Raw genomic sequence first — 21,673 nt, 5'->3', positions numbered from 1 at the left:
CGGGCACGCGTGCAGGATCGGACCATGAGCGCTGGAACCGCGGGCCTGGACGTCTCGGCCCTGGTGCGCGAGCTCGTCGGCCGTCCGACGGTCTCGGGCAGCGCTCCGGCCCAGCGGGACTGCATGGGGCTGGTCACCGAGGTGCTCCGCGAGCGGGCACCGCACCTCGACGTCCGCGTCGGCGGTGATCCCGACCAGCCGTGGACGCTGCTCCGCACGCCCACCGACCCCGGTCGCCCGCAGCTGCTGCTGGCCTGCCACGTCGACACCGTGCCGGTCCCCGATCCCGGCGCCTGGCAGCGCGACCCGTTCGGCGCCGACGTCGAGGACGGCCGGGTGTGGGGCCGGGGCGCCAGCGACATGAAGGCGGGGCTCGTCGCCGCCGCGGCCGCGCTGGCCGCCACGGACCCGGACAGCCCGGTCGCCCTGCTCCTGACCAGCGACGAGGAGATCGGCTCGAAGGGTGCCGCGGCCGCTGCCGGCGCCGTGGCAGAGCAGTCCATCGGGGCGGTCGTCGTCCCGGAGGCGACCGGCAACCAGGTCGTCCTCGGGCACAAGGGCGCGCTGTGGCTGGCGGTGCGGACCGCCGGCCGAGCGGCGCACGGCAGCACCCCGGAACGCGGCCACAACGCCGTCCTCGACCTCGTCGCGGTGCTCTCGCGCGCCCCCGGCGCGCTCCCCCTGGGCAACCACGCCTTCCTGGGGCCGGAGACCTGGAACTGCGGGATCGTCTCCGGCGGCACGGTGCCCAACGTGGTCCCCGACCGGGCCGAGGCGGTCATCGACATGCGCACCGTCACCGACGGCGCCGAGCTCCTCGCCTGGTGGCGCGCCCAGCCCGAGGTCACCGACGTCGAGGTCCGCGTGGACCTCCCCCCGGTCGGCACCCCCGCCGACGACCCGTGGGTGACCGCCCTGCCCGCACCGGTCCTGCCGACCCCGGCCACGTACTTCACCGACGCGTCGGTCCTGGGTCAGGTCGTGGGGGGCGCCCCGATCGTGGTCTGGGGGCCCGGGACTCCGGCGGTCATGCACGCCGTCGACGAGTACGCGGAGCTGGCCGAGCTCGAGGAGGCGGCCACGCTGCTCACCGGTGTCGCCGCCCGGTGGCCGGGCTGACCCGTCGGACGGTCAGTCGCCCCCGGGTGCGGTGAACGTCGGCGTCAGCCCGTCGTCCGGTGGCCCGGCGCCGTCCGGTGCAGGGACGACGGCCGTCGTGCCCTGCAGGGTCGGTCCGCCGGACCGGGCGTCCCGCTCCAGCGCGGCGAGCAGCCGCTCCTCGTCGGGCGCCAGGTCACCGGGGCCCAGACGCCCGCCGGGCCCCGAGGCCATGGCGGTGTCCGGGGTGGGGTCCTCGGAAGCGTTCACGCGGCTGTTCCTCACCGTCGGTCAGCGGGGGAAGTTCGGCTCGAGCCGCGGGACGATCTGCATCTCCGGGATGAACGCCGACGGGTGCAGCGTGACCAGGGTGCGGATGGCGTCGGCGACCGCCGACGGCGGCATCATCAGGTGCCCGGGGATGCCCCACTGCTCCATCATCGGGGTGTCCATCGCCGCGGGGATGACGCTCTGCACCCGGCACGGGAAGGGCCGCTCGCTGCCGTCGTCGGCGCGGACCGCCTTCTCCCGCAGCTCGCGCTGGATGCACTTCGTGGCGTTCAGGAACCCGGCCTTGGAGCCGTTGTAGGCGATCGCGCCGCTGCCGGAGGTGATGGCGGAGAGCGAGACGACGTGGACGACGTCGGCGGTGCGCCCCTCGGGCAGGTGCTGCACCCGTTTCGTGAACTCGCTGGTGAGGAAGATCGGACCCTCGCAGTTGACCGCCATGACCCGCCGGTAGTCGTCGAGGTCGATGTCGGTGATGTAGCCGGGCCGGTCGATGCCGGCCACGTTCACCAGGACGTCGAAGGCGTCGCCGTGCCGGTCGAACAGCTGCGCCACGACCGCGCGCCGGCTGCCGTCGTCGGTGACGTCGAGGGCCACGACCTCGGCCGACCCGCCCGCCGACGTCACCCGCCCCAGGGTCTCCTCGCTGCCGGCCGCGTCGATGTCGCCGATGGCCACGTGCGCGCCGGCCTCGGCGAGCGCCAGGGCGGTGGCCCGGCCCAGTCCGCTGGCCCCACCCGTCACGAGTGCGACCCGGCCCTTGAGCGGCGTGTCCATCGAACCTCCGTCGTCGTGCGTCTGCCGTCCCCGACAGCCTCGCCGACCCCGGGCGCCCCCGCAGGTCGGACCGGGGAGGACCGCTAGCCGGTCAGGACGGTGCCGCCGGCGGTCACCCCGCGCACCCGCTGGCCCGGCGTCGCCCACACGTCGGCGAGGGTGACCGTGCGCAACCCGCGTTCGGCGATCAGCTCCAGGAGCTCCCCGTAGACCGTCGTCACGGCCGGGTGGTTGGCATGGCCGACGACGATCGTCTGCGGGTGGAACCAGCGCCGGGCCGCGGTCATCAGCTCCTCGGGGGTCAGCACCCGGAAGTCCTCCATCGTGCCGTTCCACATCGCGATCGTCGGATGGCCGAGATCGGCGGCGATCCGGTCGGTGCGCTCGTCCCGTGCGCCGAACGGAGGCCGCAGGAACGGGCTGTCCCGGACGCCGAACGTCGTCCGGAGGAAGTCCTGGTTGAGCCGGATCTCCTCCGCCACCTCCCGGTCGCCGAGGGTCGTGAGGTCGGGGTGGGAGAAGGTGTGGTTGCCCATCGCCACCTGACCCGACTCGATCAGGGAGCGCAGCGCCGGCGCGTTGTCCTGCCAGCTGGCGTAGCGGCCGTTGGGGAAGAACGTCATGCGGACGCCGCTGTCCTCGGCGAAGCGGGCGAAGGCGGCGACGACCTCGGTGCTCGTGCCGTCGTCGATGCTCAGCGCCAGCGACGTGCCCTCCCCCGGCAGCGTGTCGACGACGCCGACCGGCGGCGGCACGGGCACGAGGCCGGGGACCCCGCGCGGGGCGACCGCCTCCAGCGCACTGGCGGGGACCACCGGACCGGCAGGGGCCGGCAGCGGCGTCACGGCGTCGCCCAGCCCGGTCGCGCCGCGTGCCACTGCTGTGCCTGCCAGACCGGCCGCGAGGGCGAGCAGGAACCGTCGTCGGTCCATGCCGCGGACGCTATTTCCGGTCGTGCCCGCGTCCCCGGAGGGCGCTCGACGACGCGCCGGTGCACTTCGCTGCGCCTCGGTCCGCATGCGCAGCGTGAGCGCCGATCGGCGGCGTCGGACGGGCCTGCCCGGCGCTTCGCTTCACCCTGCGGAGTGGATCGACTACATCGAGGCGCTCCGACGGTTCAGCAGCACCCCGAACGCGCCGAAGGGAGTGCGCACGACACGGAAGTACGGATCAACCAGGGAGGTGTACGGATCTGAACACCAACAGGCAGGGATCACCCCCGGTCGCGCCGAGCCTCGGCGTCACCTGGGGCGGAGTTCCACGGCACGCCGGGCGCGCGATGACCGTCGCGCTGGCGACCCTCGTGGCAGCAGGCCTGACCGGCCCCGCTGCCGCGGCGGCCGCCACGCTGGCGTCGTCGGCCGACCACGTGTCGGTCATCGTGCGCGAGACCGCAGGCTCGGGGAACGCCCCGGAGCGGGCCGTCTCGTCGTTCGGCGGCTCGGTCACGCGCCAGCTCGGGATCATCGGCGGCTTCACCGCCGAGGTCCCGGTCGACCGGATCGAGGCGCTCCGGGGCGTCGCCGGCGTCCACTCGGTCACCGAGAACGCCTCGCTGGCCCTCAACGGCCTGACCGGCGGCACCCTCGGTGGCCTCTTCTCGACGGTCACCGAGGCCACCACGGCTGCGACCACCTCGGTCACCGCCTCCGTCTCGACCGTCACCGACACGACGACCACGGTCGCGGCGGGCACCACGGCCGCGGCGGTCGACACCACGGCCGCGGTGGTCGACACCGCGACCTCGGTGGTCAACGACGTGACGCTGCAGGCGGACCAGCCCGGCTCGCTCCACACGATCACCAACGAGGTCACCGGCGCCGCAGCGATGTGGCAGGCCGGCTACACCGGCGAAGGCGTCGACGTGGCGGTCATCGACTCGGGCACCGTCCCGGTCGACGGCTTCACCGCGCCGGGCAAGCTCGTGTACGGGCCGGACCTCTCCTTCGAGGTCGGGACCCCGCTGGAGAACCTGGACACCAACGGCCACGGCACCCACATGGCCGGCATCATCGCCGGTCGGGACGACGCCGCGACCGGGACGTACGCCGGGGACCCGAGCACCTTCGTCGGCATGGCGCCCGACGCCCGGATCGTCAGCATCAAGGTCGCCGACGCCCTGGGGCACACCGACGTGTCGCAGGCGATCGCGGCCATCGACTGGGTCACCGAGCACGGCAACCAGAACGGCCTGAACGTCCGCGTGGTGAACATGTCGTTCGGTACCGACGGCGTGCAGAGCTACCAGCTCGACCCGCTGGCCTACGCGGCCGAGCAGGCCTGGCACAAGGGCATCGTGGTCGTCGTCGCCGTCGGCAACGACGGGTTCGGCACCGGGAAGGTCAACAACCCGGCCACCGACCCGTACGTCATCGCCGTCGGCAGCGCCGGCACGAACGGCACGGCGGACACCGCCGACGACGTCGTCTCCTCGTTCTCGAACGACGGCGACGGCGTCCGCAACCCCGACGTGGTCGCCCCTGGCGAGCGCGTGGTCAGCCTCCGCAGCCCGAACTCGTACCTGGACCAGGCGGCTCCGGGTGCGCGCATCGGCGAGAAGCTGTTCCGGGGCAACGGCACCTCGCAGGCGGCAGCCGTCGTCTCGGGAGCCGCGGCGCTGCTGATCGACCAGCGCCCGGAGATCACGCCGGACGAGGTCAAGGCCCTCCTCATGGGTACGGCCAAGGCCATCCCCGGTGCGTCGGCCACCCAGCAGGGTGCCGGGCTCATCGATCTGGCCGGCGCGATGACCGCCGCCACGCCGGAGAACGCCGTGCAGACGCACGCGCGCTCGACGGGTGCGGGCTCCATGGACGCCGCCCGCGGGTCGGTGATCGTGGAGGTCGACGGCCAGGCGGTCACCGGCGAGGTCGACGTGACCGGTCAGGCCATCGCGGAGTCCGACGCCGAGTCGCTCGCCCAGGGCGTCACGGAGATCGTCGCGGAGTCCACGCAGGAGACGGTCGAGGCCATCACCCCGCTGCCTGCCGAGGAGCAGGTCGAGGTGATCGCCGCGCTGCCGGTCGCCCAGCAGGCCGCGGTGATCGAGGAGCTGCCCGCCGAGCAGCAGGTCGCGGTCACCCAGGTCGCCGAGCAGGCGGAGCTCTCCGGGGTCTCCTGGTCCGGGGTGTCCTGGTCCGGCGTGAGCTGGTCCGGCGTCTCCTGGTCCGGCGTCAGCTGGTCCGGCGTCTCCTGGTCCGGCGTCAGCTGGTCCGGGGTGTCCTGGTCCGGCGTCAGCTGGTCCGGCGTCAGCTGGTCCGGCGTCTCCTGGTCCGGCGTCAGCTGGTCCGGCGTCAGCTGGTCCGGCGTCTCCTGGTCCGGCGTCAGCTGGTCCGGCGCGGACTGGTCCTGAGGAGGTGACGACGATGACGAACGGTGTCTCCTGGGTCCGGTCCGGTGCGAACCGGCTGACTGTTCCCCAGCGGATCATCCTGCTGACCCTGGTGCTGGCCGGGACCGCGGTGGCGCTGTTCGTCATCGTCGTCCGCGGGCTGCCCGGGGCCCCCACGGCCATGACCCTGCCGTGGGTGCTCTGGGCGGCGGCCTTCGCCGTCAGCGAGATCTTCCCGGTGCACGTCCAGGTCAACAGGGACGCGCACACCTTCTCCGTCAGCGACCTCTTCATGGCCGCCGGCATGGTGCTCGCCACCCCCGGTGACCTGGTGACCGCCCAGGTGGTCGGGGTGGCGGCCGCGCTGGCCCTGCACCGTCGCCAGCGGGGGTTGAAGCTCGCCTTCAACACGGCGCTGTTCGCGCTCACCGCCTCCGTGGCGGTCACCCTCTTCTCCGCCCTGTCGGCGCCCCTGCCGGCCACCTGGTCCTGGCTGGCGGCCCTCGTCGCCGTCGTCGGCGCCACCCTGGTCGGGAACGCCGGCATCTTCGCGGTCATGAGCATCTCGGAGGGCCGGGCCGACACCCAGGCCTTCGTCGCGATGTGCGCCCTGACCGTCCCTGCGGCGGTCGCGGCCGCCGCCGTGGGGCTGCTCGTCGCCCGCACCGCCGTCCACGACGCCGCCGCCCTGGCCCTGCTGGCCCTCCCGACCATCGGCATCGTCGTGGCCTACCGCGCCTACACCGGGGCCCGTGAGCAGCAGGACAACCTGCGCCTGCTCCACGAGGTGACCTCGCTGCTCCACGCGGGCGACACGCAGGCCGCACTCGGCGACTTCCTCGACTCCGTGCGCTCGGCGTTCCGGGCCGAGATGGCCGAGCTCGTGCTGGTCGGCACCGACGGCACCACGGTCAGCCGCAGCCGCGAGGGCGCCGGGTCCGTCGTCATGGCCCCCCTCGAGGACACCGAGGAGCACGACCGGCTGCTCCGCCTGGCCACCGCCTCGGGCGCGCTCATCACCCGGAGCGGCAACGGGCACGGCGCGGCCCTGGAGAGCTACGCCGCCGGGCACGGGCTCAAGGACGCCGTCGCCGCTGCCCTGCGCACCGAGGACCGGGTGCACGGGCTGCTCCTCGTCGGCGGGCGCATCGGCGACGTCACCACGTTCACCTCCCGCGACCTGGCCCTGCTGGACACCTTCGCCCGGCACGTCGCGACGTCGCTGGAGCGCGGCCGCCTCGAGGAGAACCTGCGGCAGGTGACCGACCTCAAGGAGCAGCTGCGTCACCAGGCGCTGCACGACCCGCTGACCGGGCTGCCCAACCGCACCCTCTTCCTGGACCGCGTGCGGCACGCCGTCGCCGGAGCGGCGCGCACCCAGGTCTTCCCGGCCGTCCTCTACCTGGACCTCGACGGCTTCAAGCCGGTCAACGACACCTACGGCCACGAGGCCGGCGACGTGCTCCTGCGCACCGTCGCCGACCGGCTGCGCGGGTGCCTGCGCCCGTCCGACACCGCCGCGCGCATGGGAGGCGACGAGTTCGTCATCCTGCTCGGCGGGCCCATCGACCGGCTCGGCATCGCCCGGGTCGTCGACCGGATCCGGACCCAGCTGGACGTCCCGGTCCTGCTGGGCGAGGACGTCGTCGCCACCGTGGGCGCCAGCATCGGTGTCGCGCTCGGCGACGAGGGCGTGGACGCCGACACGCTCGTCCGGCACGCCGACGTGGCGATGTACGCGGCCAAGCGCTCCGGCGGCCACGACTTCGTCGTCCACGACGCGACCCTGGACAGCAGCACGCCCTCCCGGACGGACGCCTCCGCCGAGCTGGCGCAGGCCATCCGCAACGGCGACCTGCGCACGGTCTACCAGCCGCTGATCGACCTGCGGACGGGAGTCGCGATCGGTGCCGAGGCGCTGGTCCGGTGGGAGCACCCGGTGGACGGCCTGCGCTCGCCCGACCAGTTCATCACCCTGGCCGAGGACACCGGCCTGATCACGCAGATCGGCGCCCTGGTGCTCGACGCCGCGTGCACCGAGGCCGCCGGCTGGGTCCGCCGGTTCCCCGAGCGGGAGGACCTGCTGGTGACGGTCAACCTGTCGGCCCGCCAGGTGGCCGACGACGCGATCGTCGACCAGGTCCGGACCGCTCTGACCACCTCCGGCCTGGAGCCCTCCCGGCTGGTCCTCGAGATCACCGAGACGGTCCTGATGCAGGACCGCCAGGCAGCGGCGGCCACGCTGTGGCGGCTCAAGGGCCTGGGCGTGCGGATCGCCATCGACGACTTCGGCACCGGCTACTCGTCGCTGGCGTACCTGCGGCGTTTCCCGCTCGACATGCTCAAGGTCGCCCGCGAGTTCGTCGACGGGCTGGGCCGGGACGCCCACGACGACGTGATCACCCGCGCGATCGTGGAGCTGGCCCGCACCCTGGGCCTGCTCACCGTCGCCGAGGGCATCGAGACGCTGCAGCAGTCGGAGACGGTGGCGGCCCTCGGCTGCGACATCGCTCAGGGGTTCCTGTTCAGCGAGCCCGTCGAGGCCGACGCGGTCGGCGCCGTCCTGGCCGGCACGTGGACCTCCCCGCTGGGAGCCCGCTGGACCGGCTCGGCCGGGGAGCTGACCACCGCCTGACCGTCAGGCGGTGTGCAGGCCGGCGTCCTCGATCAGCCGCGCCTGCTCCCGGCACCACGGCGACCAGGCATCGCCCTCGGTCTCCTGGCGGTGGCGGAAGGCGGCCCAGTCGAGCAGCTCCCACTCCCAGACCTCGGAGGGCTCGGGCGCCGGGGTGCCGGTGAACCGTCCGACGTACACGGGGCAGATCTCGTTCTCCACGACGCCCAGGAACTCCGCCCGGTAGCGGTAGCCGGGCAGGGCGGGCCGGATCCCGGTGACGCCCAGGCCCAGCTCGAAACCGGCGCGGCGGGCGATCGCCTCGCCGTCGGCCTCGTCCGGACCGGGGTGCCCGCAGACCGTGTTGGTCCACATGCCGGGGAAGGTCTGCTTGTCCTTCGCGCGCCGGGTGACCAGGAGGCGACCGGCGTCGTCGAAGAGGTAGGCGGAGAAAGCCCGGTGCAGCGGCGTCTCGCCGTGGTGCACCTCCGGCTTGGGCATCGTGCCGATCGCCCGCCCCTCGTCGTCGACCAGCACGATCAACTCGACAGGGGACGCGGTCACGCGGCCCATCGTCCCCGATCGAGCGCCTCCGTGCCCGGGGGGTCCCCGTGTGACCGGTGCAGGGGCGGGGCATGGTCCCGGGGTGGACAGCTTCCGCCGAGACGGCATGACCTTCGACGTCCGCGACGCCGGGCCGACCGACGGCGAGCCCGTCGTCCTCCTGCACGGGTTCCCGCAGGACTCGACCGCCTGGGACCGGGTGGCTCCCGCACTGCACCAGCACGGGCTGCGCACGCTGGCCCCCGACCAGCGCGGCTACTCCCCCATGGCGCGGCCGCGCGGCCGGGCGGCCTACCGGCTGCGGGAGACGGCGGACGACGTGATCGCCCTCCTCGACGCCGCGGGCCTGGAGTCCGCGCACGTGGTCGGGCACGACTGGGGCGGCATCGTGGGCTGGGCACTCGGCGCCTGGCACCCCGACCGGCTGCGCACCCTCACCGCGATCTCCGTGCCGCACCCGGGAGCGATGGCCCGCGCGATGGTGACCAGCGACCAGGGGCTGCGGTCGTACTACATGGGCCTGTTCCAGCTGCCGCTCGTGCCGGAGCGGCTGCTGCTCAGCGGCGACGGCGCGGTGCTGCGCCGGATGCTGGCGCACGGCGGGCTGCCCGACGACGCCGTCGACCGCTACGTGCGGAGGATGCGCGAGCCGGGCGCCCTCTCGTCCGCCCTGGGCTGGTACCGGGCGCTGCCGTGGACCGGCCGCGACCCGGTCGGGAAGGTGGCCGTGCCGACCCTGCACATCTGGAGCACCGGCGACGCCTTCCTCGGCCGGAAGGCCACCGAGGAGACCGAGCGCTTCGTCGACGCCTTCTACCGGCTGGAGGTGCTCGACGACGTGACCCACTGGATCCCCGAGCTCGCCGCCGAGCGCACCGCCGAGCTCGTCACCGCCCACGTGCGGGCCTGACCCCGCGCTTGGGAGACTGCCGCGCATGACGTCGCCGCTGACCCGGGCCGAGCGCCTGGACCGGTTGCCCTACACGCGCGAGCACGGCCGGCTGGTCGTCGGCTCGGGCGTGGGCTGGGCCCTGGACGCCATGGACGTCGGGCTCATCTCGTTCGTGATGGCGGCCCTCGCGGTCCAGTGGGGGCTCTCCCCCACCGAGCTGTCCTGGATCGGGTCGATCGGCTTCGCGGGCATGGCCCTGGGCGCCACGCTCGGCGGGCTGCTGGCCGACCGGTTCGGCCGGCGCCAGGTCTTCGCCGTCACCCTGCTGGTCTTCGGCCTGGCCACCGGCGCGGCCGCGCTCTCGTGGTCGGTGGGGGCGCTGCTGGTCTTCCGCTTCCTCATCGGCCTGGGCCTGGGCGCCGAGCTGCCGGTGGCCTCCACCCTGGTCAGCGAGTTCGCCCCCGCCCGCATCCGCGGTCGGCTCGTGGTGCTGCTCGAGGCGTTCTGGGCCGTGGGCTGGACGCTTTCGGCGCTGATCGGCTACTTCGTCGTCCCCGGCAGCGACGACGGCTGGCGGTACGCCCTGGCACTCGGAGCGGCGCCGGCGCTGTACGCCGTCGTCGTCCGCTGGGGGCTGCCGGAGTCGGTGCGCTTCCTGGAGGCCCGTGGCCGGACCGAGGAGGCCGAGGCCGCGGTGCGCCGCTTCGAGTCGGCGGCCGGCGTGGCGCCGGTCGACTCGCCCCCCGCCCGGCCGGTCCCGTCCCCGGGACCGCGGGCGCTGTGGGCCGCCGGGCTGCGGAGCCGGACGGTGGCCCTGTGGGTCGTCTGGTTCAGCATCAACTTCGCCTACTACGGCGCGTTCATCTGGCTGCCCACGCTGCTGTTCAACGACGGCTTCTCGCTGGTCAAGTCGTTCGAGTACACGCTCTACATCACCCTCGCCCAGCTGCCCGGGTACGCCGCGGCCGCCTTTCTCATCGAGAAGTGGGGACGGCGCCCGACGCTGGTCACCTTCCTGCTGGGATCAGCTGCCGGCGCGGCGATGTTCTCCGCCGCCGACGGCGACACCGCGGTGCTGCTCACCGGCATGGTGCTGTCGTTCTTCAACCTCGGCGCCTGGGGTGCCCTCTACGCCGTGACCCCGGAGATCTACCCGACCGCGCTCCGGGCGACCGGCGCCGGCGCGGCGGCGGGCTTCGGCCGGCTGGCATCCATCGCCGCGCCCCTGTGCGTGCCCCCGCTGCTGGGTGCCGGCGGCACCGGCATGGTCTTCGGTGCCTTCGCCGCCTTCTTCGTGCTGGGCTCGCTGGCCGCGCTCGGGCTGCCCGAGCTCCGCGGCAGGTCGCTGGACGAGGACGCTCCCGAAGGGGTGACACCCGCCGCGCGGAAGCTCTGACGGCGTCCGCGGGGGTGCCACACTCCCCACCATGACCGAGGTGGCTCTCGTCGCGCTGGCAGTGGCCCATCCGGTGGCCGCGATCCTCACCGTGCTCGCACCGTTCCTGTGGCGGGCGGGCGGGCCGCGCGCCGGCGCCCGGGCGGCCTACGCGGCGGCGTGGCTGCTGATCGCGGCATGGCTGGTGACCGGCTACCAGGGGGGAGTCCGCGCCGACGAGCAGGGCACCGGCGGCAACATCTTCGAGACCTCGGGGTGGCTCGTCCTCGCCGTGGTCGCCGCCGTGCTCTCGGTCGTGCTCAGCCGGAGGGCTCGACCGGTCCCGTCGTCCTGACCTCGGTTGCCGGGGGGCCAACCGGGTAGCGGCAGATCATGCCGAACCTCTCCCCGGGCCACCTGGCCGGCAAGACGGTCGCCGTCACCGGAGCCAGCGGCAACGTGGGCACCGCGCTGCTCCGCCGGCTGACCGCCGCCTCCTCCGGGGTGGCCGAGGTGCGCGGGCTGTCCCGTCGCCGCCCGCCGTCGATCGCGCCCTACGAGGGAGTGCACTGGCACCTCGCCGACCTGGGCGAGGCGGCCAGCGAGCGGGAGGTGGCGGAGTTCGTCGGGGGCGCCGACGTCGTCGTCCACCTGGCGTGGGCGCTGCAGCCGGGGCGCGATCCGGAGCTGCTGCACGAGGTGAACGTCGAGGGCACCCGGCGGGTGGCCCGCGCGGCCGCCGCCGCCGGCGTCGGGCAGTTCGTGCACATGAGCTCGATCGGCACCTACGCCGGCGGTGCCCGCGGGCACCGGGTGCAGGAGGACTGGCCGACCACCGGCATCCCGAGCGCCCAGTACAGCCGCGACAAGTCCGCCGCCGAGCGGGTCGTCCGCCAGGTGTTCGGCCGCCACCCGGACACCACGGTCACCGTCGTGCGCCCGACGCTGGTGCTGCAGCCGGAGGCCAGCAGCGAGATCGGCCGCTACTTCCTCGGCCCGCTGCTCCTCGGCGCCGCGCGGATGCTGCCGGCGCCGGTGGCGAAGCTGCTGCCCCTCCCCCTGCCCGCGCTGGCCATCTCCTTCGTGCACGCCGACGACGTCGCCGACGCCATCGAGCGGATGATCGACCGCGCCGCCCCCGGCCCGTTCAACCTCGCCGCCGAGCCGCTGATGGATGCCGACGCGCTGGCGAAGGCCCTCGGCACGTTCCGGGTTCCCACGCCGGCGGTGGTGCTGCGCGCCGGCCTCGCCGCCGCCCACGCCGCGCACGTCGTGCCGACCGAGCCCGGGTGGCTGGACATCGGCACGCAGGTCCCGGCGCTCGACACGAAGCGGGCGCGCACGCTGCTGGACTGGGCGCCGTTCCACCGCGGCGACGACGTGCTCCGGCAGTTCGTCGCCGCCCTCGGGAACGGTGTCGGCGCCCCCGGCCCGCTGTTCCGCCCGGCCGGCGGGCCGTCCCTGGACCCCGCCGGCGACCGGGCGAACGCACCGGGCCCGCGCGCGAACTAGCTGTCCGCGCCTTTCGACGTCCAGGCGCCGACGGCGCGGCCGGTCCTCGCGAAGACCTCGCTCGCCCGCTCGGCCCGGAGCGCGATCAGCAGGGCCTCGCCCTCGGCCAGCGTGGTGTCCGGGTCGTCCTCGGCCACGAGCCGAGCGGTCGCGGTGGCCCGCCGTCCCTCGACCGAGACCAGCTGGCCGGTGACCACCAGCGGCACGCCGAGGTGCACCGGACGGCGGTAGGTGACCGTGAGGGTGGCGGTGAGGCCGCCGTGCCCGGCCCCTCGCGCGGAGCGGGCCAGCACGTGGTCGAGCAGGGTGGCGACGACGCCGCCGTGCACCAGCCCGGGCGGCCCCTCCAGCTTCTTGCCGACGGTCACGTGCCCGACGCAGCGGCCGTCGTCCGGGAAGTCCTCGACGACCATCGGCGGCGCGACCGGGCTGCCCGGCCCGTAGACCGGGCTGTACCAGCGCTGGCCGCTGTCGGGGTCGTCCACCGAGGCGATCTCGTGCACCTCGCGGAGTTCCTCCGACAGCAGCGCGGTGAGCTCGCGCGCCGCCGCCGTCGCCTCGGCCAGCCGGGCCGGCGGCACCTCGGTGCGCACGGCGGCGTCGACCAGGTCGCGCAGCGCCTCCCCCAGCTCGCCGACGGCGTCGCGGCGGACCGCCCGGTCCTCCGGGTCGAGCTCGCGGCTAGCCACGCGGCATGCCGGCCTCGCGCAGCAGCGCGCCACCGATGATCACGCGCTGCACCTCGCTGGTGCCCTCGTAGAGCCGGTAGAGGCGCGCGTCGCGGTAGAAGCGCTCGACCGGCGTCGTCCGCAGGTAGCCCATGCCCCCGTGCACCTGGACGGCGTTGTCGACGGCGCGGCCGACCATCTCGGTGCAGTACAGCTTGGCCGAGGAGGGCCCGACCGAGGTGTCCTCGCCGGAGTCGTAGCGGGCGGCGACGTCGCGGACCATGCTGCGGCCTGCGAGCAGCTCGGCGTGCATGTCGGCGAGCATCGCCTGCACCAGCTGGAAGCGGCCGATCGGCGCCCCGCCCTGCTTGGCGGTGGCGGCGTAGGCGACCGACTCGTCGAGCACCCGTTGCGCCATGCCCACGCACAGAGCGGCGATGTGCAGCCGGCCGCGGGAGAGCACCGTGAGGGCCTTGGAGTAGCCGCGGCCCTCCTCGCCGATCAGCGCCTCGGCGGGCACCCGGACGTCGTCGAAGTACACCTCGGCGGTCCAAGCACCGGCCTGCCCCATCTTCTTGTCCTTGGGGCCGACCGTGACGCCCGGCGTCGAGGTCTCGACGACGAAGCTGGAGATGCCTCGGCCGCCCTTCTCCTCCGGGTTCGTGCGGGCGAAGACGACGAACAGGTCGGCCAGGGGCGCGTTGGTGATGTAGCGCTTGCTGCCGTTGATCACCCACGAGTCGCCGTCGCGGCGGGCGCTGGTGCGCAGGGCCGAGGGGTCCGAGCCGGCCTCGGCCTCGGTGAGCGCGAAGGAGCCGATCAGCTCACCGGCGGAGAGCCCCGGCAGGTACTTCTTCTTCTGGTCCTCGTCGCCGAACCGGGCGATGACCTGGCCGGAGATGCCGTTGTTCGTACCGAACAGCGAGCGGAAGGCCGGCGTCGTGTAGCCGAACTCCATCGCGAGCTCGACGTCCTCGCTCATGGTGACGCCGAGCCCGCCGTACTCCTCGGGCAGGGCGTAGCCGAACAGGCCCATCTCGGCGATCCGCGCCCGCAGCTCGTCGGGGATGCGGTCCTCGTCCTCGATCTGCTCCTCGAGGGGGATGACCGATTCGCGGACCAGCTGGCGAACGGCGTCCTTGATCTGGCGGAAGTCCTCGGCGTCCACGCCGACATGGTGACGTGCGCAGCACACCGACGGTGCGGCGGGGTCGGGACGGGCCGAACCACACGAACTCGTGGCCATCAGCGATCGATGGCCACGAGTTCGTGAAGTTCGTGCGGTCCTGTGGACGGCGTCGGCGGCGCACCGCACTGTTCGGCACGCTGCCCGTCATGCCGTCACCGCCCGTCCCCCCGCGTGTCCACGGCCCGCTGGACCGGCGCGGTGCCCTCGCCGAGGGCATCACCGACTGGCACCTCCGGCACGCCGAAGTCCTTCGCACCTCGCGGGACACGTACCTCCCTCGCGTCGGCGACGAGCTGCAGCGGATCCGCGCCGTCCTGCTGGGAGCTCCCGACGGCGCAGTGGTCAGCCACCTGACCGCCGCTCGACTCTGGGGGTTCGAGGTGCCCCTCGTTCCCGACGGCGGGCCGGTGCACCTGACGGTGGGGCGGTACGCCCGGCGCCGTCACCGCCGCGACCGGCGGTTGCACTTCGTCGACGTCCCCGCGCCGGAGACCCGGCGCCGGAACGGAGTGGTCACCACCTCGCTCAGCCGGACGTGGATCGACCTGGCCGCCGCTGTTCCGCCCGCTGCTCTCCTGGCGGTGACCGACCAGATGCTGGCCCGTGGCTATCCGCAGGACGAGTTCGCGGCCGTCGTGCGACGGGCAGCGGGTCGCCGAGGGGTGGCGACGGCGCGACGCGTCGCCGGACTCGGGGACCGGCTGGCCGGCTCCCCGATGGAGTCGGTGCTCCGCTGGTCGATCCTCGAGTCCGGGCTGCCTGCGCCCGTGCTCCAGCACGTCGTCCGGGACGGCGGCCGTTTCCTGGGCCAGGTCGACATGGCCTGGCCCGAGCGCAGGGTGATCGTGGAGTTCGACGGCAACGTGCATCGCGACCGCCGCGTCTTCGTCGAGGACCTGCGCCGGCAGAACGGCCTGGTGCTGGCCGGTTGGACCGTCCTGCGGTTCACCTCCGCGGACCTGCTCGGCCGCCCTGCACAGGTGCTGGCCACGATCAGGGCGGCCCTGGGCCTGGACTGAGGGGACCTCCCCTCGAACCACACGAACTCGTGGCCATCAGCGATCGACGGCCACGAGTTCGTGAGGTTCGTGCGGGAGGCGACCGCTCAGGCGAGGGCGTCCAGGCGGGCCATGTCCTCGTCGGAGAGGGTCAGGTCCGCCGCGCCCATGTTCTCGGTGAGGTGGTCGACCGACTTGGTGCCCGGGATCGGCAGGATCACCGGCGACTTCTGCAGCAGCCAGGCCAGCGCGACCTGGGACGGCGTCGCGTCGAGCTCGCGGGCGATGTCGGCCACGGGGCTCTCGGGCGAGGCCAGGTCACCGGTGGCGATCGGGAACCACGGGATGAAGGCGATGCCCTCGGCGGTGGCGTAGTCCAGGACGTCCTGGCTCTGCCGGGTGGTCAGGTTGTAGAGGTTCTGCACGCTGACGATCTCGGTGATCTTCCGGGCGGCCGCCAGCTCGTCGACCGAGACCTCCGAGACGCCGATGTGGCGGACCTTGCCCTCCTCCTTGAGCTCGGCGAAGGCGCCCAGCTGGTCGGCGAGGGGCACCTCGGCGTCGATGCGGTGCAGCTGGATGAGGTCGATGCGATCGACCTTGAGGTGCCGCAGGGAGAGCTCGACCTGCTGCTTGAGGTAGGCGGGGCGGCCGACCGGCGTCCAGATGCCGGGGCCCTGGCGCGTCAGCCCGGCCTTGGTCGCGATGACCAGGTTCTCCGGGTACGGGTGCAGCGCCTCCGCGATGATCTGCTCGCTGACCTCGGGGCCGTAGGAGTCGGCGGTGTCGATGAAGTCGACGCCCTGCTCGATCGCGGCCTTCACCACGCGGACGGCGGCGGCGCGGTCGGCCGGCTCGCCCCAGACGCCCGGGCCGGGGAGCTGCATGGCGCCGTAACCGAGCCGGTGGACGGGGAGGTCTCCGCCGATGCTGAACGTGTCGCTGATCTGTGCGGTGGTCATGCCAGGAGCCAGCACGGGACGGCGCGCGTGTGTTCCCCGCTGCGTGTTCGATGTCGGGATGGGCCAGATCGTCGTGCTGCGGCACGGGCAGACCGAGTGGAGCCGGAGTGGGCAGCACACCGGCACGACCGACCTGCCGCTCCTGCCCGAGGGCGAGGACCAGGCGCGCTCGCTGCGCGCGGCGATGGCCGGGTGGGAGTTCGTCGAGGTGCGGGTCAGCCCCCTGCAGCGGGCCCGGCGCACGGCGGAGCTCGCCGGGCTCGTCGCCACCGACGTCGACCACGATCTCGTGGAGCTGGACTACGGCGGTCACGAGGGCCGGACGACGGCCGAGATCAGCGACGAGCTCGGCCGCGAGTGGTCGATCTGGCGGGACGGCACCGTCGACGCCGACGTGCCCGGTGAGTCGCTGGCCGACGTCGGCGTCCGCGTCGACCGGGTGCTCGAGCGGGCCCGCGAGCGGCTGGACGACGGCGACGTCGCCCTGGTCGCCCACGGGCACGTGCTCCGGGTGCTGACCGCCCGCTGGCTGGGCCTGGAGCCGGAATCCGGTTCGCTGTTCGCGCTGCCCGCGGGGAGGTACGGCGTCCTCGGCCACGAGCACGGCCGCCCGGTCCTCACCGGCTGGGCCCTGGGCTGACCGGGGCCGGTCAGCGGGTGACCGGCTGCCAGCGCCCCTCGGGCTCCTCGACCGGCGGCTCGTGGCTCACCGGGCGGCCGAACAGCCAGCCCTGACCCATGTCGGCGCCCAGGGCGGCCACCTCCTCGGCCAGCTGCTCGTTCTCGACGCCCTCCGCGACGACGACCGCGCCGAGCCGGTGGGCCAGATCGGTGACCGCCCTCACGACCGCCCGTGCACCGTCGTCGGGCAGCTCCTGCACGAGCCGCTTGTCGAGCTTGACCACGTCCGGGCGGACCGCGGACACCAGCGAGAAGCTCGACCACCCGGCGCCCACGTCGTCGAGAGCGACGCGCCAGCCCAGCGATCGGTAGTGCTCGAGGATCGACACGAGGTGCCCTCGGTCGGCGATCACCTGGGATTCCACGATCTCGAACACCAGCTGCTCGGGAGCGATCCCGGCTTCGTCAGCGGCACGCTCGGTGCTGGCCAGGCAGACCTGGGGGCGGTGGATCGACCTCGGGTCGACGTTGACGAACAGGTCCTGGCTGCCCAGCCACGGCGCCGCACCGGTGATGGCGGACTCCCGGCCGATCCGGTCCAGCCTGTTCAGCCAGCCGGCGGACTCCGCCACGAAGAAGAGGTCACCGCCGCCCACCTCGCGGCCGTCCACCAGGCCGCGCAGCAGCGCCTCGTGCGCCACCACCGACCGATCGGCGAGCGAGACGACCGGCTGGTAGACCGACCAGAGCTCCGCCTCGGCGAGCACCCCGATCTCCACGGTGATCCCGCGGCGGGCCAGCTCGACGGCGAGCGTCGGTGCGGTGAGCAGCCGAGCGGTCATCGCGGCGCCGTCCAGGGGCGGATCGGTGACCACGCGCACAGCCTCCATCTCGGCATCGGTGAGGTCCCGGGCCAGCCGCTGGAAGAGCCGGTGCAGCAGGCGCCCGCCACGCTCGTCGAGGAGGTCGACCACCTGCGGCGCCGTGCCCACGGCCAGGCCCAGCGACTGCGCGATGCGGGCGATGTGCGGCAGGACGTGGCCGATGGACGTGGCCAGCACAGCGCGCGAGGCGAGGCCGGGCACCGCCCAGTTCTGCCGACAGCGGCAGACCGCGCCGCAGATGGTTCCCACAGTGAGAGAGTGACCCACCTCGCGGGACGTTCGGGCACGGACACGCTGCCCCTACCCGATCCACTTCCGGGCGTACTCGCAGGGGATCTTCACCATCCCTCCAACTTGAATGTCTATGGTTTGACCATGGCCGCACTCCCCACGACCGAAGAAGCCCGACCCAGTCGCGGCGGCCGACCGCGCGACCCCAGCCGGGACGGCGTCATCCGCGCCGCGATCCTGCAGCTGCTCGCCGACGTGGGGTACGGCGCCCTGACCATGGACGCCGTCGCCGCCGAGGCCGGAGTCGGCAAGGCGACGATCTACCGGCGCTGGCGGACGAAGCAGGACCTCGTCGTCGACACGATCTCCGACCTCAACCGCGCCGAGGCCCACACCCCCGACACCGGCTCGCTCGAGGGCGACCTCCGGGAGCTGCTGCGCACGCTCGTCGGCGTCGTGAACGGCCCGACCGGTGCCGCGACCCTGTCGCTGCTCTCCACCGTGCCGCGCCAGCCGGCGCTGGCGGAGGCCTTCCACAACGGCCCGATCGCGGTCTGGCAGCAGTCGTTCGAGGCCGTGTTCGACGCAGCCGAGGCCCGGGGCGAGGTCTCCCCCGCCTTCCGCGCCTCGGTCGCCGCCGAGAGCGTCAGCGCCCTGCTCGTGCAGCGCTGGCTGCTCACCGGCCGCACGGTCGACGACGACTACGCCGACCAGGTCCTCGACACCGTCATCCTGCCGCTGATCAGGGCCTCCGCCTGACCGCAGCGCACCACGACGCACGAAGGCCGGTCCACCCCGCGGGGTGGACCGGCCTTCGTCGTGTCAGGGGCAGGCGGTCAACGCTTGCGGTGCCGGACCTTCTGGACGACGACGAACGTGACCAGCAGGCCGACGGCGCCCACCGTCGCCTGACCGGCCGGGGTCTGCAGGAACCGCGCGACGGCGTCCTTGCCCTTGGTCTTGAGGCGGGTCGGGCTGGTCCGGAAGGCGATCTGGTCCAGCGTGGCGGCCAGCGACTCCCGGGCCGAGTCGATCTCCAGCTGAATCTGTCGTGGGTCGCGAGGCACGGCGACAGCCTGCCAGACGACGTCGTGGTCAGCGCGCCGACCGTCCCCGGAGCACCCGGCCGGGGTACTCCTAGACTCGGCGACCACGCGGGAGTGGTGTAACGGCAGCCACGCCAGACTTAGGATCTGGTGCCTTCGGGCGTGCGGGTTCGACTCCCGCCTCCCGCACTCCGGCGCGCCGGTCACCAGCCGCGGGTGCCCGCCTCCCCCTTGAACGGGCCGACGACGTCGGAGGTGATCCAGCCGCCGTAGAAGTCACCGGCCTGGGCGCGCACCGGTTCTCCGTCGACCGTCGCCCGGTCGAGCCGGCTGGGGTAGAAGGCGAGCGCCCCGCGCAGGTGCTCGTAGCCCGCGGTCGGCTGCTCGTACGACCAGGCCACCGACGGGTGCCGGACGCCGTCGACCACGGCGTCCCAGTAGGTCGCCGTCCCCTTCCACTCGCACCACGAAGTGCCCCCGCCCCGCTCCAGGACCCCGGGGACGACGTCATCGACCGGCACGTAGTACACCGGCGGGTGGCTGGTCTCGCAGACCCGGACAGCCCGGTCGGTGCTGGCGATGACCCGGCCGCCGAGCACCGCCTCCACCCGGCGGCTGGTCACCTCGGCCGACGGCGGCCGGGGGTAGTCCCACACGGATTCCTGGCCGGGGCCCACCGGGTCGGGACGGGGTGCACGCATGCACCGAGTGTGCGCTCAGGGGCAGGGCCGCCAGTCGTCGCCCTCCTCGACCAGCGCCAGGCTCACCCGCTCCCGCACCCCGCCGTCCGCCTCGAAGGTGACGGTCGCGTCCCCCGCGGTCGTCCCGTTCGACCAGCGCACGCTCACGTTCTCCACCGTGTACCGGGCGAGCGGCGGCTGCCCGAAGCTCGCAGCGAGGTCCTCGGCGGTGAACTCGGCCGCGCTGCTCTCGCACAGCTGGCCGTGCGCGTCGTCCCAGCGCTGCTCCACCAGCGCGGTGGCGTAGGCGTCGACCGCCTGCTGCGCGGGACGCACGTCCTGCGTGAATCCCCGCACCACGAGCACGCCGACCAGCACCAGGCCGGCGAGCAGCAGCACCCCCACCGGCAGGCCGATGGTCAGCCAGCGCGATCGACGGGACGTCGACGGCGGCGCCCATGACCGCGCCTGCTGCTCCTGACCGCTCACTGCTCCAGCTCCTCGGATCGGCGGCCGTGACCGTACCCACCCACGCCCGGGTCCTGACCGTGCCGCTGCCGGACCACCCGATCGGGCGGCCTAGCGTCGTGTGCGTGATCCGCGAGTTCGACCGGTCCGACCACGCCGCCGTCGCCGCGATCTGGCGCGCCACCGGCCAGGGCGTGCTGGACGAGGACGAGCTGCGCACGACGCTCGCGCACGGACCCGGGCTGCTGCTCGTCGCCGAGCAGCCGGCCGGCGTCGTCGGGGTGGTGCTGGGGACCTTCGACGGGCGGCGCGGCTGGATCCACCGGCTCGCCGTCGACCCGGCGCACCGGCGTTCCGGGCTGGCCACCGCGCTGGTCGCCGAGGTCGAGCGCCGGCTCGCCGACCGCGGTGCCCCGCGGATCAATCTCCTGGTCCTGCCCGACAACGCCGCCGGCCTCGCCTTCTGGCAGCGGCGCGGCTACCTGCCCTACCCCGACGTGCTCTGCTCGAAGGCCCTCTAGTCCAGCTCGACCCGCAGATCGAGCTCCGCCGCGGGCGTCGCCGGGTCGTCGTCGTCCACCACCGCGAGCAGGCGCACCGTGCTGCCGTCGATGCCGCGCAGCGCCAGTCCCTCGACCTTGTGCACGTGACCGTCGACCTCCGGGATCGGCGCCACCGCCAGCACCCGCTCGCCGTCCAGCAGGGCGATCGCGGTGGCCACCACCGGCCCGTCGTCGACGGCGTTGGGGGTGTCCTCGGCCGCGGCGCTGAGCAGCACCCGGCCGTCGGGCAGGGCGATCGCGTCGGTGACGGCCAGCCCCACCCCCTCGACCTCACCGAGCTCGTACTCCAGGGGCCGCTCGACCGGCACCGCGTCGGCCTCGCCCCGGCCGAGGACGGCGGCCACGAGGGCCTCCAGCGGCACGTCCACGCTCGCCGAGCGGACGCCGGCCATGAGGTTGCCCCGGTTGAACCAGCGGACCGTGCCGCCGTGGCGGCTCGCGCCCTCGAGGTTCAGGTGGTGCATCGGCAGGCCGAGCCGGTCGGCCACCCGCGCGTACACCGGTCCCAGCTCGGCGGCCTGCACCACCGGCTCGCCGTCGACGAGGCGCACCAGGACGCCGCGCATCCGGCGGGGCGAGGAGCCCGAGCCGAGCAGCAGGACGGCGGGCTCCCCGTCGACCTCGGCCGGGCAGGCCACCTCGAGATCGGGCTTGAGGTGCTTGGTGCCGGCAGCGGAGCTGAAGACGTCGTGGCCCTCCACCGGCGGCAGCACCCGCACCGGCAGCACGCGGTCGTCGTGGCGCCAGGCGGCGATCACCGAGTCGTCCTGGGCGACCAGCCACCCCTCCCGCAGGGGCGCCACCCCGGAGGCCGCCGTCACCGGCGTCCCGTCGTCGAACCTGAGCTGCCGCACCGCGTCCACATGCACCTGCATGCGGCGGGAGTGCCCGCCGCGCGACCGGCTCACGCGG

23 protein-coding genes and 1 tRNA gene are annotated in these 21,673 nt (G+C 73.9%); 12 read left to right on the top strand and 12 right to left on the bottom strand.

Features of this window, described 5'->3' with window-relative positions; all coding sequences use genetic code 11:
• Positions 1–24: 24 nt before the first annotated feature.
• Positions 25–1,119, top strand: a complete 1,095-nt coding sequence (locus DQ244_RS04720) for a M20 family metallopeptidase (protein WP_199580177.1) — start codon at positions 25–27, stop codon at positions 1,117–1,119.
• Positions 1,120–1,131: 12 nt separating this feature from the next.
• Here the strand turns inward: DQ244_RS04720 and DQ244_RS04715 are convergent, their stop codons facing one another.
• The 3 genes from DQ244_RS04715 to DQ244_RS04705 form a co-directional block, all read right to left on the bottom strand.
• Entirely contained in the window at positions 1,132–1,368 is a 237-nt protein-coding gene (locus DQ244_RS04715; protein WP_113810230.1) for a hypothetical protein, read from the bottom strand.
• A gap of 21 nt (positions 1,369–1,389) precedes the next feature.
• Positions 1,390–2,163: an SDR family NAD(P)-dependent oxidoreductase gene (locus DQ244_RS04710; protein WP_113810229.1), complete on the bottom strand. Its 774-nt coding sequence runs from the start codon at positions 2,161–2,163 to the stop codon at positions 1,390–1,392.
• An 83-nt stretch (positions 2,164–2,246) separates the two neighbouring features.
• Positions 2,247–3,095, bottom strand: a complete 849-nt coding sequence (locus tag DQ244_RS04705; protein WP_199580175.1) for a polysaccharide deacetylase family protein — start codon at positions 3,093–3,095, stop codon at positions 2,247–2,249.
• Between the two features lie 347 nt (positions 3,096–3,442).
• Between DQ244_RS04705 and DQ244_RS04700 the strand changes: the two genes are divergently transcribed.
• Together DQ244_RS04700 and DQ244_RS04695 are read left to right on the top strand one after the other, a co-directional pair.
• Positions 3,443–5,515, top strand: a complete 2,073-nt coding sequence (locus DQ244_RS04700; protein WP_113810227.1) for a S8 family serine peptidase — start codon at positions 3,443–3,445, stop codon at positions 5,513–5,515.
• A gap of 13 nt (positions 5,516–5,528) precedes the next feature.
• The gene (locus tag DQ244_RS04695; RefSeq protein ID WP_113810226.1) at positions 5,529–8,129 is read left to right on the top strand and encodes a bifunctional diguanylate cyclase/phosphodiesterase; all 2,601 of its coding nucleotides are present in this window, start codon (positions 5,529–5,531) and stop codon (positions 8,127–8,129) included.
• A 3-nt stretch (positions 8,130–8,132) separates the two neighbouring features.
• Here the strand turns inward: DQ244_RS04695 and idi are convergent, their stop codons facing one another.
• A complete protein-coding gene (gene idi / locus DQ244_RS04690; protein ID WP_113810225.1) occupies positions 8,133–8,681 on the bottom strand; it encodes an isopentenyl-diphosphate Delta-isomerase in 549 nt (182 codons plus the stop codon).
• Between the two features lie 73 nt (positions 8,682–8,754).
• Here idi and DQ244_RS04685 point away from each other — a divergent pair, with 73 nt between their 5' ends.
• Genes DQ244_RS04685 through DQ244_RS04670 form a run of 4 tightly spaced genes read left to right on the top strand, consistent with a single transcriptional unit; the run spans position 8,755 to position 12,451 of the window.
• Positions 8,755–9,582, top strand: coding sequence for an alpha/beta fold hydrolase (locus DQ244_RS04685; protein ID WP_199580173.1), 828 nt, complete (start codon positions 8,755–8,757; stop codon positions 9,580–9,582).
• 25 nt (positions 9,583–9,607) lie between these two features.
• The gene (locus DQ244_RS04680) at positions 9,608–10,960 is read left to right on the top strand and encodes an MFS transporter (protein WP_113810223.1); all 1,353 of its coding nucleotides are present in this window, start codon (positions 9,608–9,610) and stop codon (positions 10,958–10,960) included.
• A gap of 31 nt (positions 10,961–10,991) precedes the next feature.
• Positions 10,992–11,294, top strand: a complete 303-nt coding sequence (locus DQ244_RS04675; RefSeq protein WP_113810222.1) for a hypothetical protein — start codon at positions 10,992–10,994, stop codon at positions 11,292–11,294.
• A gap of 38 nt (positions 11,295–11,332) precedes the next feature.
• Positions 11,333–12,451: an NAD-dependent epimerase/dehydratase family protein gene (locus tag DQ244_RS04670; RefSeq protein ID WP_113810221.1), complete on the top strand. Its 1,119-nt coding sequence runs from the start codon at positions 11,333–11,335 to the stop codon at positions 12,449–12,451.
• Here DQ244_RS04670 and DQ244_RS04665 read toward each other — a convergent pair.
• Both DQ244_RS04665 and DQ244_RS04660 read right to left on the bottom strand, forming a co-directional pair.
• Complete coding sequence (locus DQ244_RS04665; protein WP_113810220.1) at positions 12,448–13,140, bottom strand: PaaI family thioesterase; 693 nt, start codon at positions 13,138–13,140, stop codon at positions 12,448–12,450. The two genes, DQ244_RS04670 and DQ244_RS04665, sit on opposite strands and share 4 nt — an antisense overlap.
• Positions 13,133–14,287, bottom strand: coding sequence for an acyl-CoA dehydrogenase family protein (locus DQ244_RS04660; protein WP_113810219.1), 1,155 nt, complete (start codon positions 14,285–14,287; stop codon positions 13,133–13,135). Before DQ244_RS04660 ends, DQ244_RS04665 begins: the two co-directional genes overlap by 8 nt.
• Positions 14,288–14,454: 167 nt before the next feature.
• Here DQ244_RS04660 and DQ244_RS04655 point away from each other — a divergent pair, with 167 nt between their 5' ends.
• Positions 14,455–15,327 (top strand): endonuclease domain-containing protein, encoded by an 873-nt coding sequence (locus tag DQ244_RS04655; RefSeq protein ID WP_147251466.1) that lies wholly within the window; start codon positions 14,455–14,457, stop codon positions 15,325–15,327.
• A gap of 86 nt (positions 15,328–15,413) precedes the next feature.
• On the opposite strand, the gene DQ244_RS04650 is transcribed toward DQ244_RS04655, so the two are convergent.
• The gene (locus tag DQ244_RS04650; protein ID WP_113810217.1) at positions 15,414–16,268 is read right to left on the bottom strand and encodes an aldo/keto reductase; all 855 of its coding nucleotides are present in this window, start codon (positions 16,266–16,268) and stop codon (positions 15,414–15,416) included.
• Between the two features lie 58 nt (positions 16,269–16,326).
• Here DQ244_RS04650 and DQ244_RS04645 point away from each other — a divergent pair, with 58 nt between their 5' ends.
• Positions 16,327–16,908, top strand: a complete 582-nt coding sequence (locus DQ244_RS04645; RefSeq protein ID WP_113810662.1) for a histidine phosphatase family protein — start codon at positions 16,327–16,329, stop codon at positions 16,906–16,908.
• Positions 16,909–16,918: 10 nt separating this feature from the next.
• Here the strand turns inward: DQ244_RS04645 and DQ244_RS04640 are convergent, their stop codons facing one another.
• Positions 16,919–17,950, bottom strand: coding sequence for an EAL domain-containing protein (locus DQ244_RS04640; RefSeq protein ID WP_233491169.1), 1,032 nt, complete (start codon positions 17,948–17,950; stop codon positions 16,919–16,921).
• A 198-nt stretch (positions 17,951–18,148) separates the two neighbouring features.
• On the opposite strand from DQ244_RS04640, the gene DQ244_RS04635 reads away from it, so the two are divergent.
• Entirely contained in the window at positions 18,149–18,763 is a 615-nt protein-coding gene (locus tag DQ244_RS04635; RefSeq protein WP_113810215.1) for a TetR/AcrR family transcriptional regulator, read from the top strand.
• Positions 18,764–18,840: 77 nt separating this feature from the next.
• On the opposite strand, the gene DQ244_RS04630 is transcribed toward DQ244_RS04635, so the two are convergent.
• A complete protein-coding gene (locus DQ244_RS04630) occupies positions 18,841–19,071 on the bottom strand; it encodes a DUF3618 domain-containing protein (protein WP_113810214.1) in 231 nt (76 codons plus the stop codon).
• Between the two features lie 87 nt (positions 19,072–19,158).
• On the opposite strand from DQ244_RS04630, the gene DQ244_RS04625 reads away from it, so the two are divergent.
• A tRNA-Leu gene (locus DQ244_RS04625) sits at positions 19,159–19,239 on the top strand.
• Positions 19,240–19,253: 14 nt separating this feature from the next.
• On the opposite strand, the gene DQ244_RS04620 is transcribed toward DQ244_RS04625, so the two are convergent.
• Both DQ244_RS04620 and DQ244_RS04615 read right to left on the bottom strand, forming a co-directional pair.
• Positions 19,254–19,751: a DUF427 domain-containing protein gene (locus tag DQ244_RS04620; RefSeq protein ID WP_113810213.1), complete on the bottom strand. Its 498-nt coding sequence runs from the start codon at positions 19,749–19,751 to the stop codon at positions 19,254–19,256.
• 15 nt (positions 19,752–19,766) lie between these two features.
• Positions 19,767–20,219, bottom strand: coding sequence for a hypothetical protein (locus DQ244_RS04615; protein WP_113810212.1), 453 nt, complete (start codon positions 20,217–20,219; stop codon positions 19,767–19,769).
• Positions 20,220–20,245: 26 nt separating this feature from the next.
• Here DQ244_RS04615 and DQ244_RS04610 point away from each other — a divergent pair, with 26 nt between their 5' ends.
• Complete coding sequence (locus DQ244_RS04610; protein ID WP_199580171.1) at positions 20,246–20,719, top strand: GNAT family N-acetyltransferase; 474 nt, start codon at positions 20,246–20,248, stop codon at positions 20,717–20,719.
• Here the strand turns inward: DQ244_RS04610 and DQ244_RS04605 are convergent.
• Positions 20,716–21,669, bottom strand: coding sequence for a DUF6910 family protein (locus DQ244_RS04605; RefSeq protein WP_233491168.1), 954 nt, complete (start codon positions 21,667–21,669; stop codon positions 20,716–20,718). The genes DQ244_RS04610 and DQ244_RS04605 overlap by 4 nt on opposite strands.
• Positions 21,670–21,673 lie beyond the last annotated feature (4 nt).

It is taken from the genome of Blastococcus sp. TBT05-19 (assembly GCF_003319095.1).
Lineage (GTDB): Bacteria > Actinomycetota > Actinomycetes > Mycobacteriales > Geodermatophilaceae > Blastococcus.
This window is presented reverse-complemented; position numbering and strand designations above follow the sequence as displayed.

Excerpts from the sequence above, each read along its gene's own strand:
- DQ244_RS04720 (WP_199580177.1), top strand. The coding sequence starts at position 25 with ATGAGCGCTGGAACCGCGGGCCTGGACGTCTCGGCCCTGGTGCGCGAG.
- DQ244_RS04710 (WP_113810229.1), bottom strand. The coding sequence starts at position 2,163 with ATGGACACGCCGCTCAAGGGCCGGGTCGCACTCGTGACGGGTGGGGCC.
- DQ244_RS04705 (WP_199580175.1), bottom strand. The coding sequence starts at position 3,095 with ATGGACCGACGACGGTTCCTGCTCGCCCTCGCGGCCGGTCTGGCAGGC.
- DQ244_RS04700 (WP_113810227.1), top strand. The coding sequence starts at position 3,443 with ATGACCGTCGCGCTGGCGACCCTCGTGGCAGCAGGCCTGACCGGCCCC.
- DQ244_RS04695 (WP_113810226.1), top strand. The coding sequence starts at position 5,529 with ATGACGAACGGTGTCTCCTGGGTCCGGTCCGGTGCGAACCGGCTGACT.
- idi (WP_113810225.1), bottom strand. The coding sequence starts at position 8,681 with ATGGGCCGCGTGACCGCGTCCCCTGTCGAGTTGATCGTGCTGGTCGAC.
- DQ244_RS04680 (WP_113810223.1), top strand. The coding sequence starts at position 9,608 with ATGACGTCGCCGCTGACCCGGGCCGAGCGCCTGGACCGGTTGCCCTAC.
- DQ244_RS04675 (WP_113810222.1), top strand. The coding sequence starts at position 10,992 with ATGACCGAGGTGGCTCTCGTCGCGCTGGCAGTGGCCCATCCGGTGGCC.
- DQ244_RS04670 (WP_113810221.1), top strand. The coding sequence starts at position 11,333 with ATGCCGAACCTCTCCCCGGGCCACCTGGCCGGCAAGACGGTCGCCGTC.
- DQ244_RS04655 (WP_147251466.1), top strand. The coding sequence starts at position 14,455 with ATGCCGTCACCGCCCGTCCCCCCGCGTGTCCACGGCCCGCTGGACCGG.
- DQ244_RS04650 (WP_113810217.1), bottom strand. The coding sequence starts at position 16,268 with ATGACCACCGCACAGATCAGCGACACGTTCAGCATCGGCGGAGACCTC.
- DQ244_RS04645 (WP_113810662.1), top strand. The coding sequence starts at position 16,327 with ATGGGCCAGATCGTCGTGCTGCGGCACGGGCAGACCGAGTGGAGCCGG.
- DQ244_RS04635 (WP_113810215.1), top strand. The coding sequence starts at position 18,149 with ATGGCCGCACTCCCCACGACCGAAGAAGCCCGACCCAGTCGCGGCGGC.
- DQ244_RS04620 (WP_113810213.1), bottom strand. The coding sequence starts at position 19,751 with ATGCGTGCACCCCGTCCCGACCCGGTGGGCCCCGGCCAGGAATCCGTG.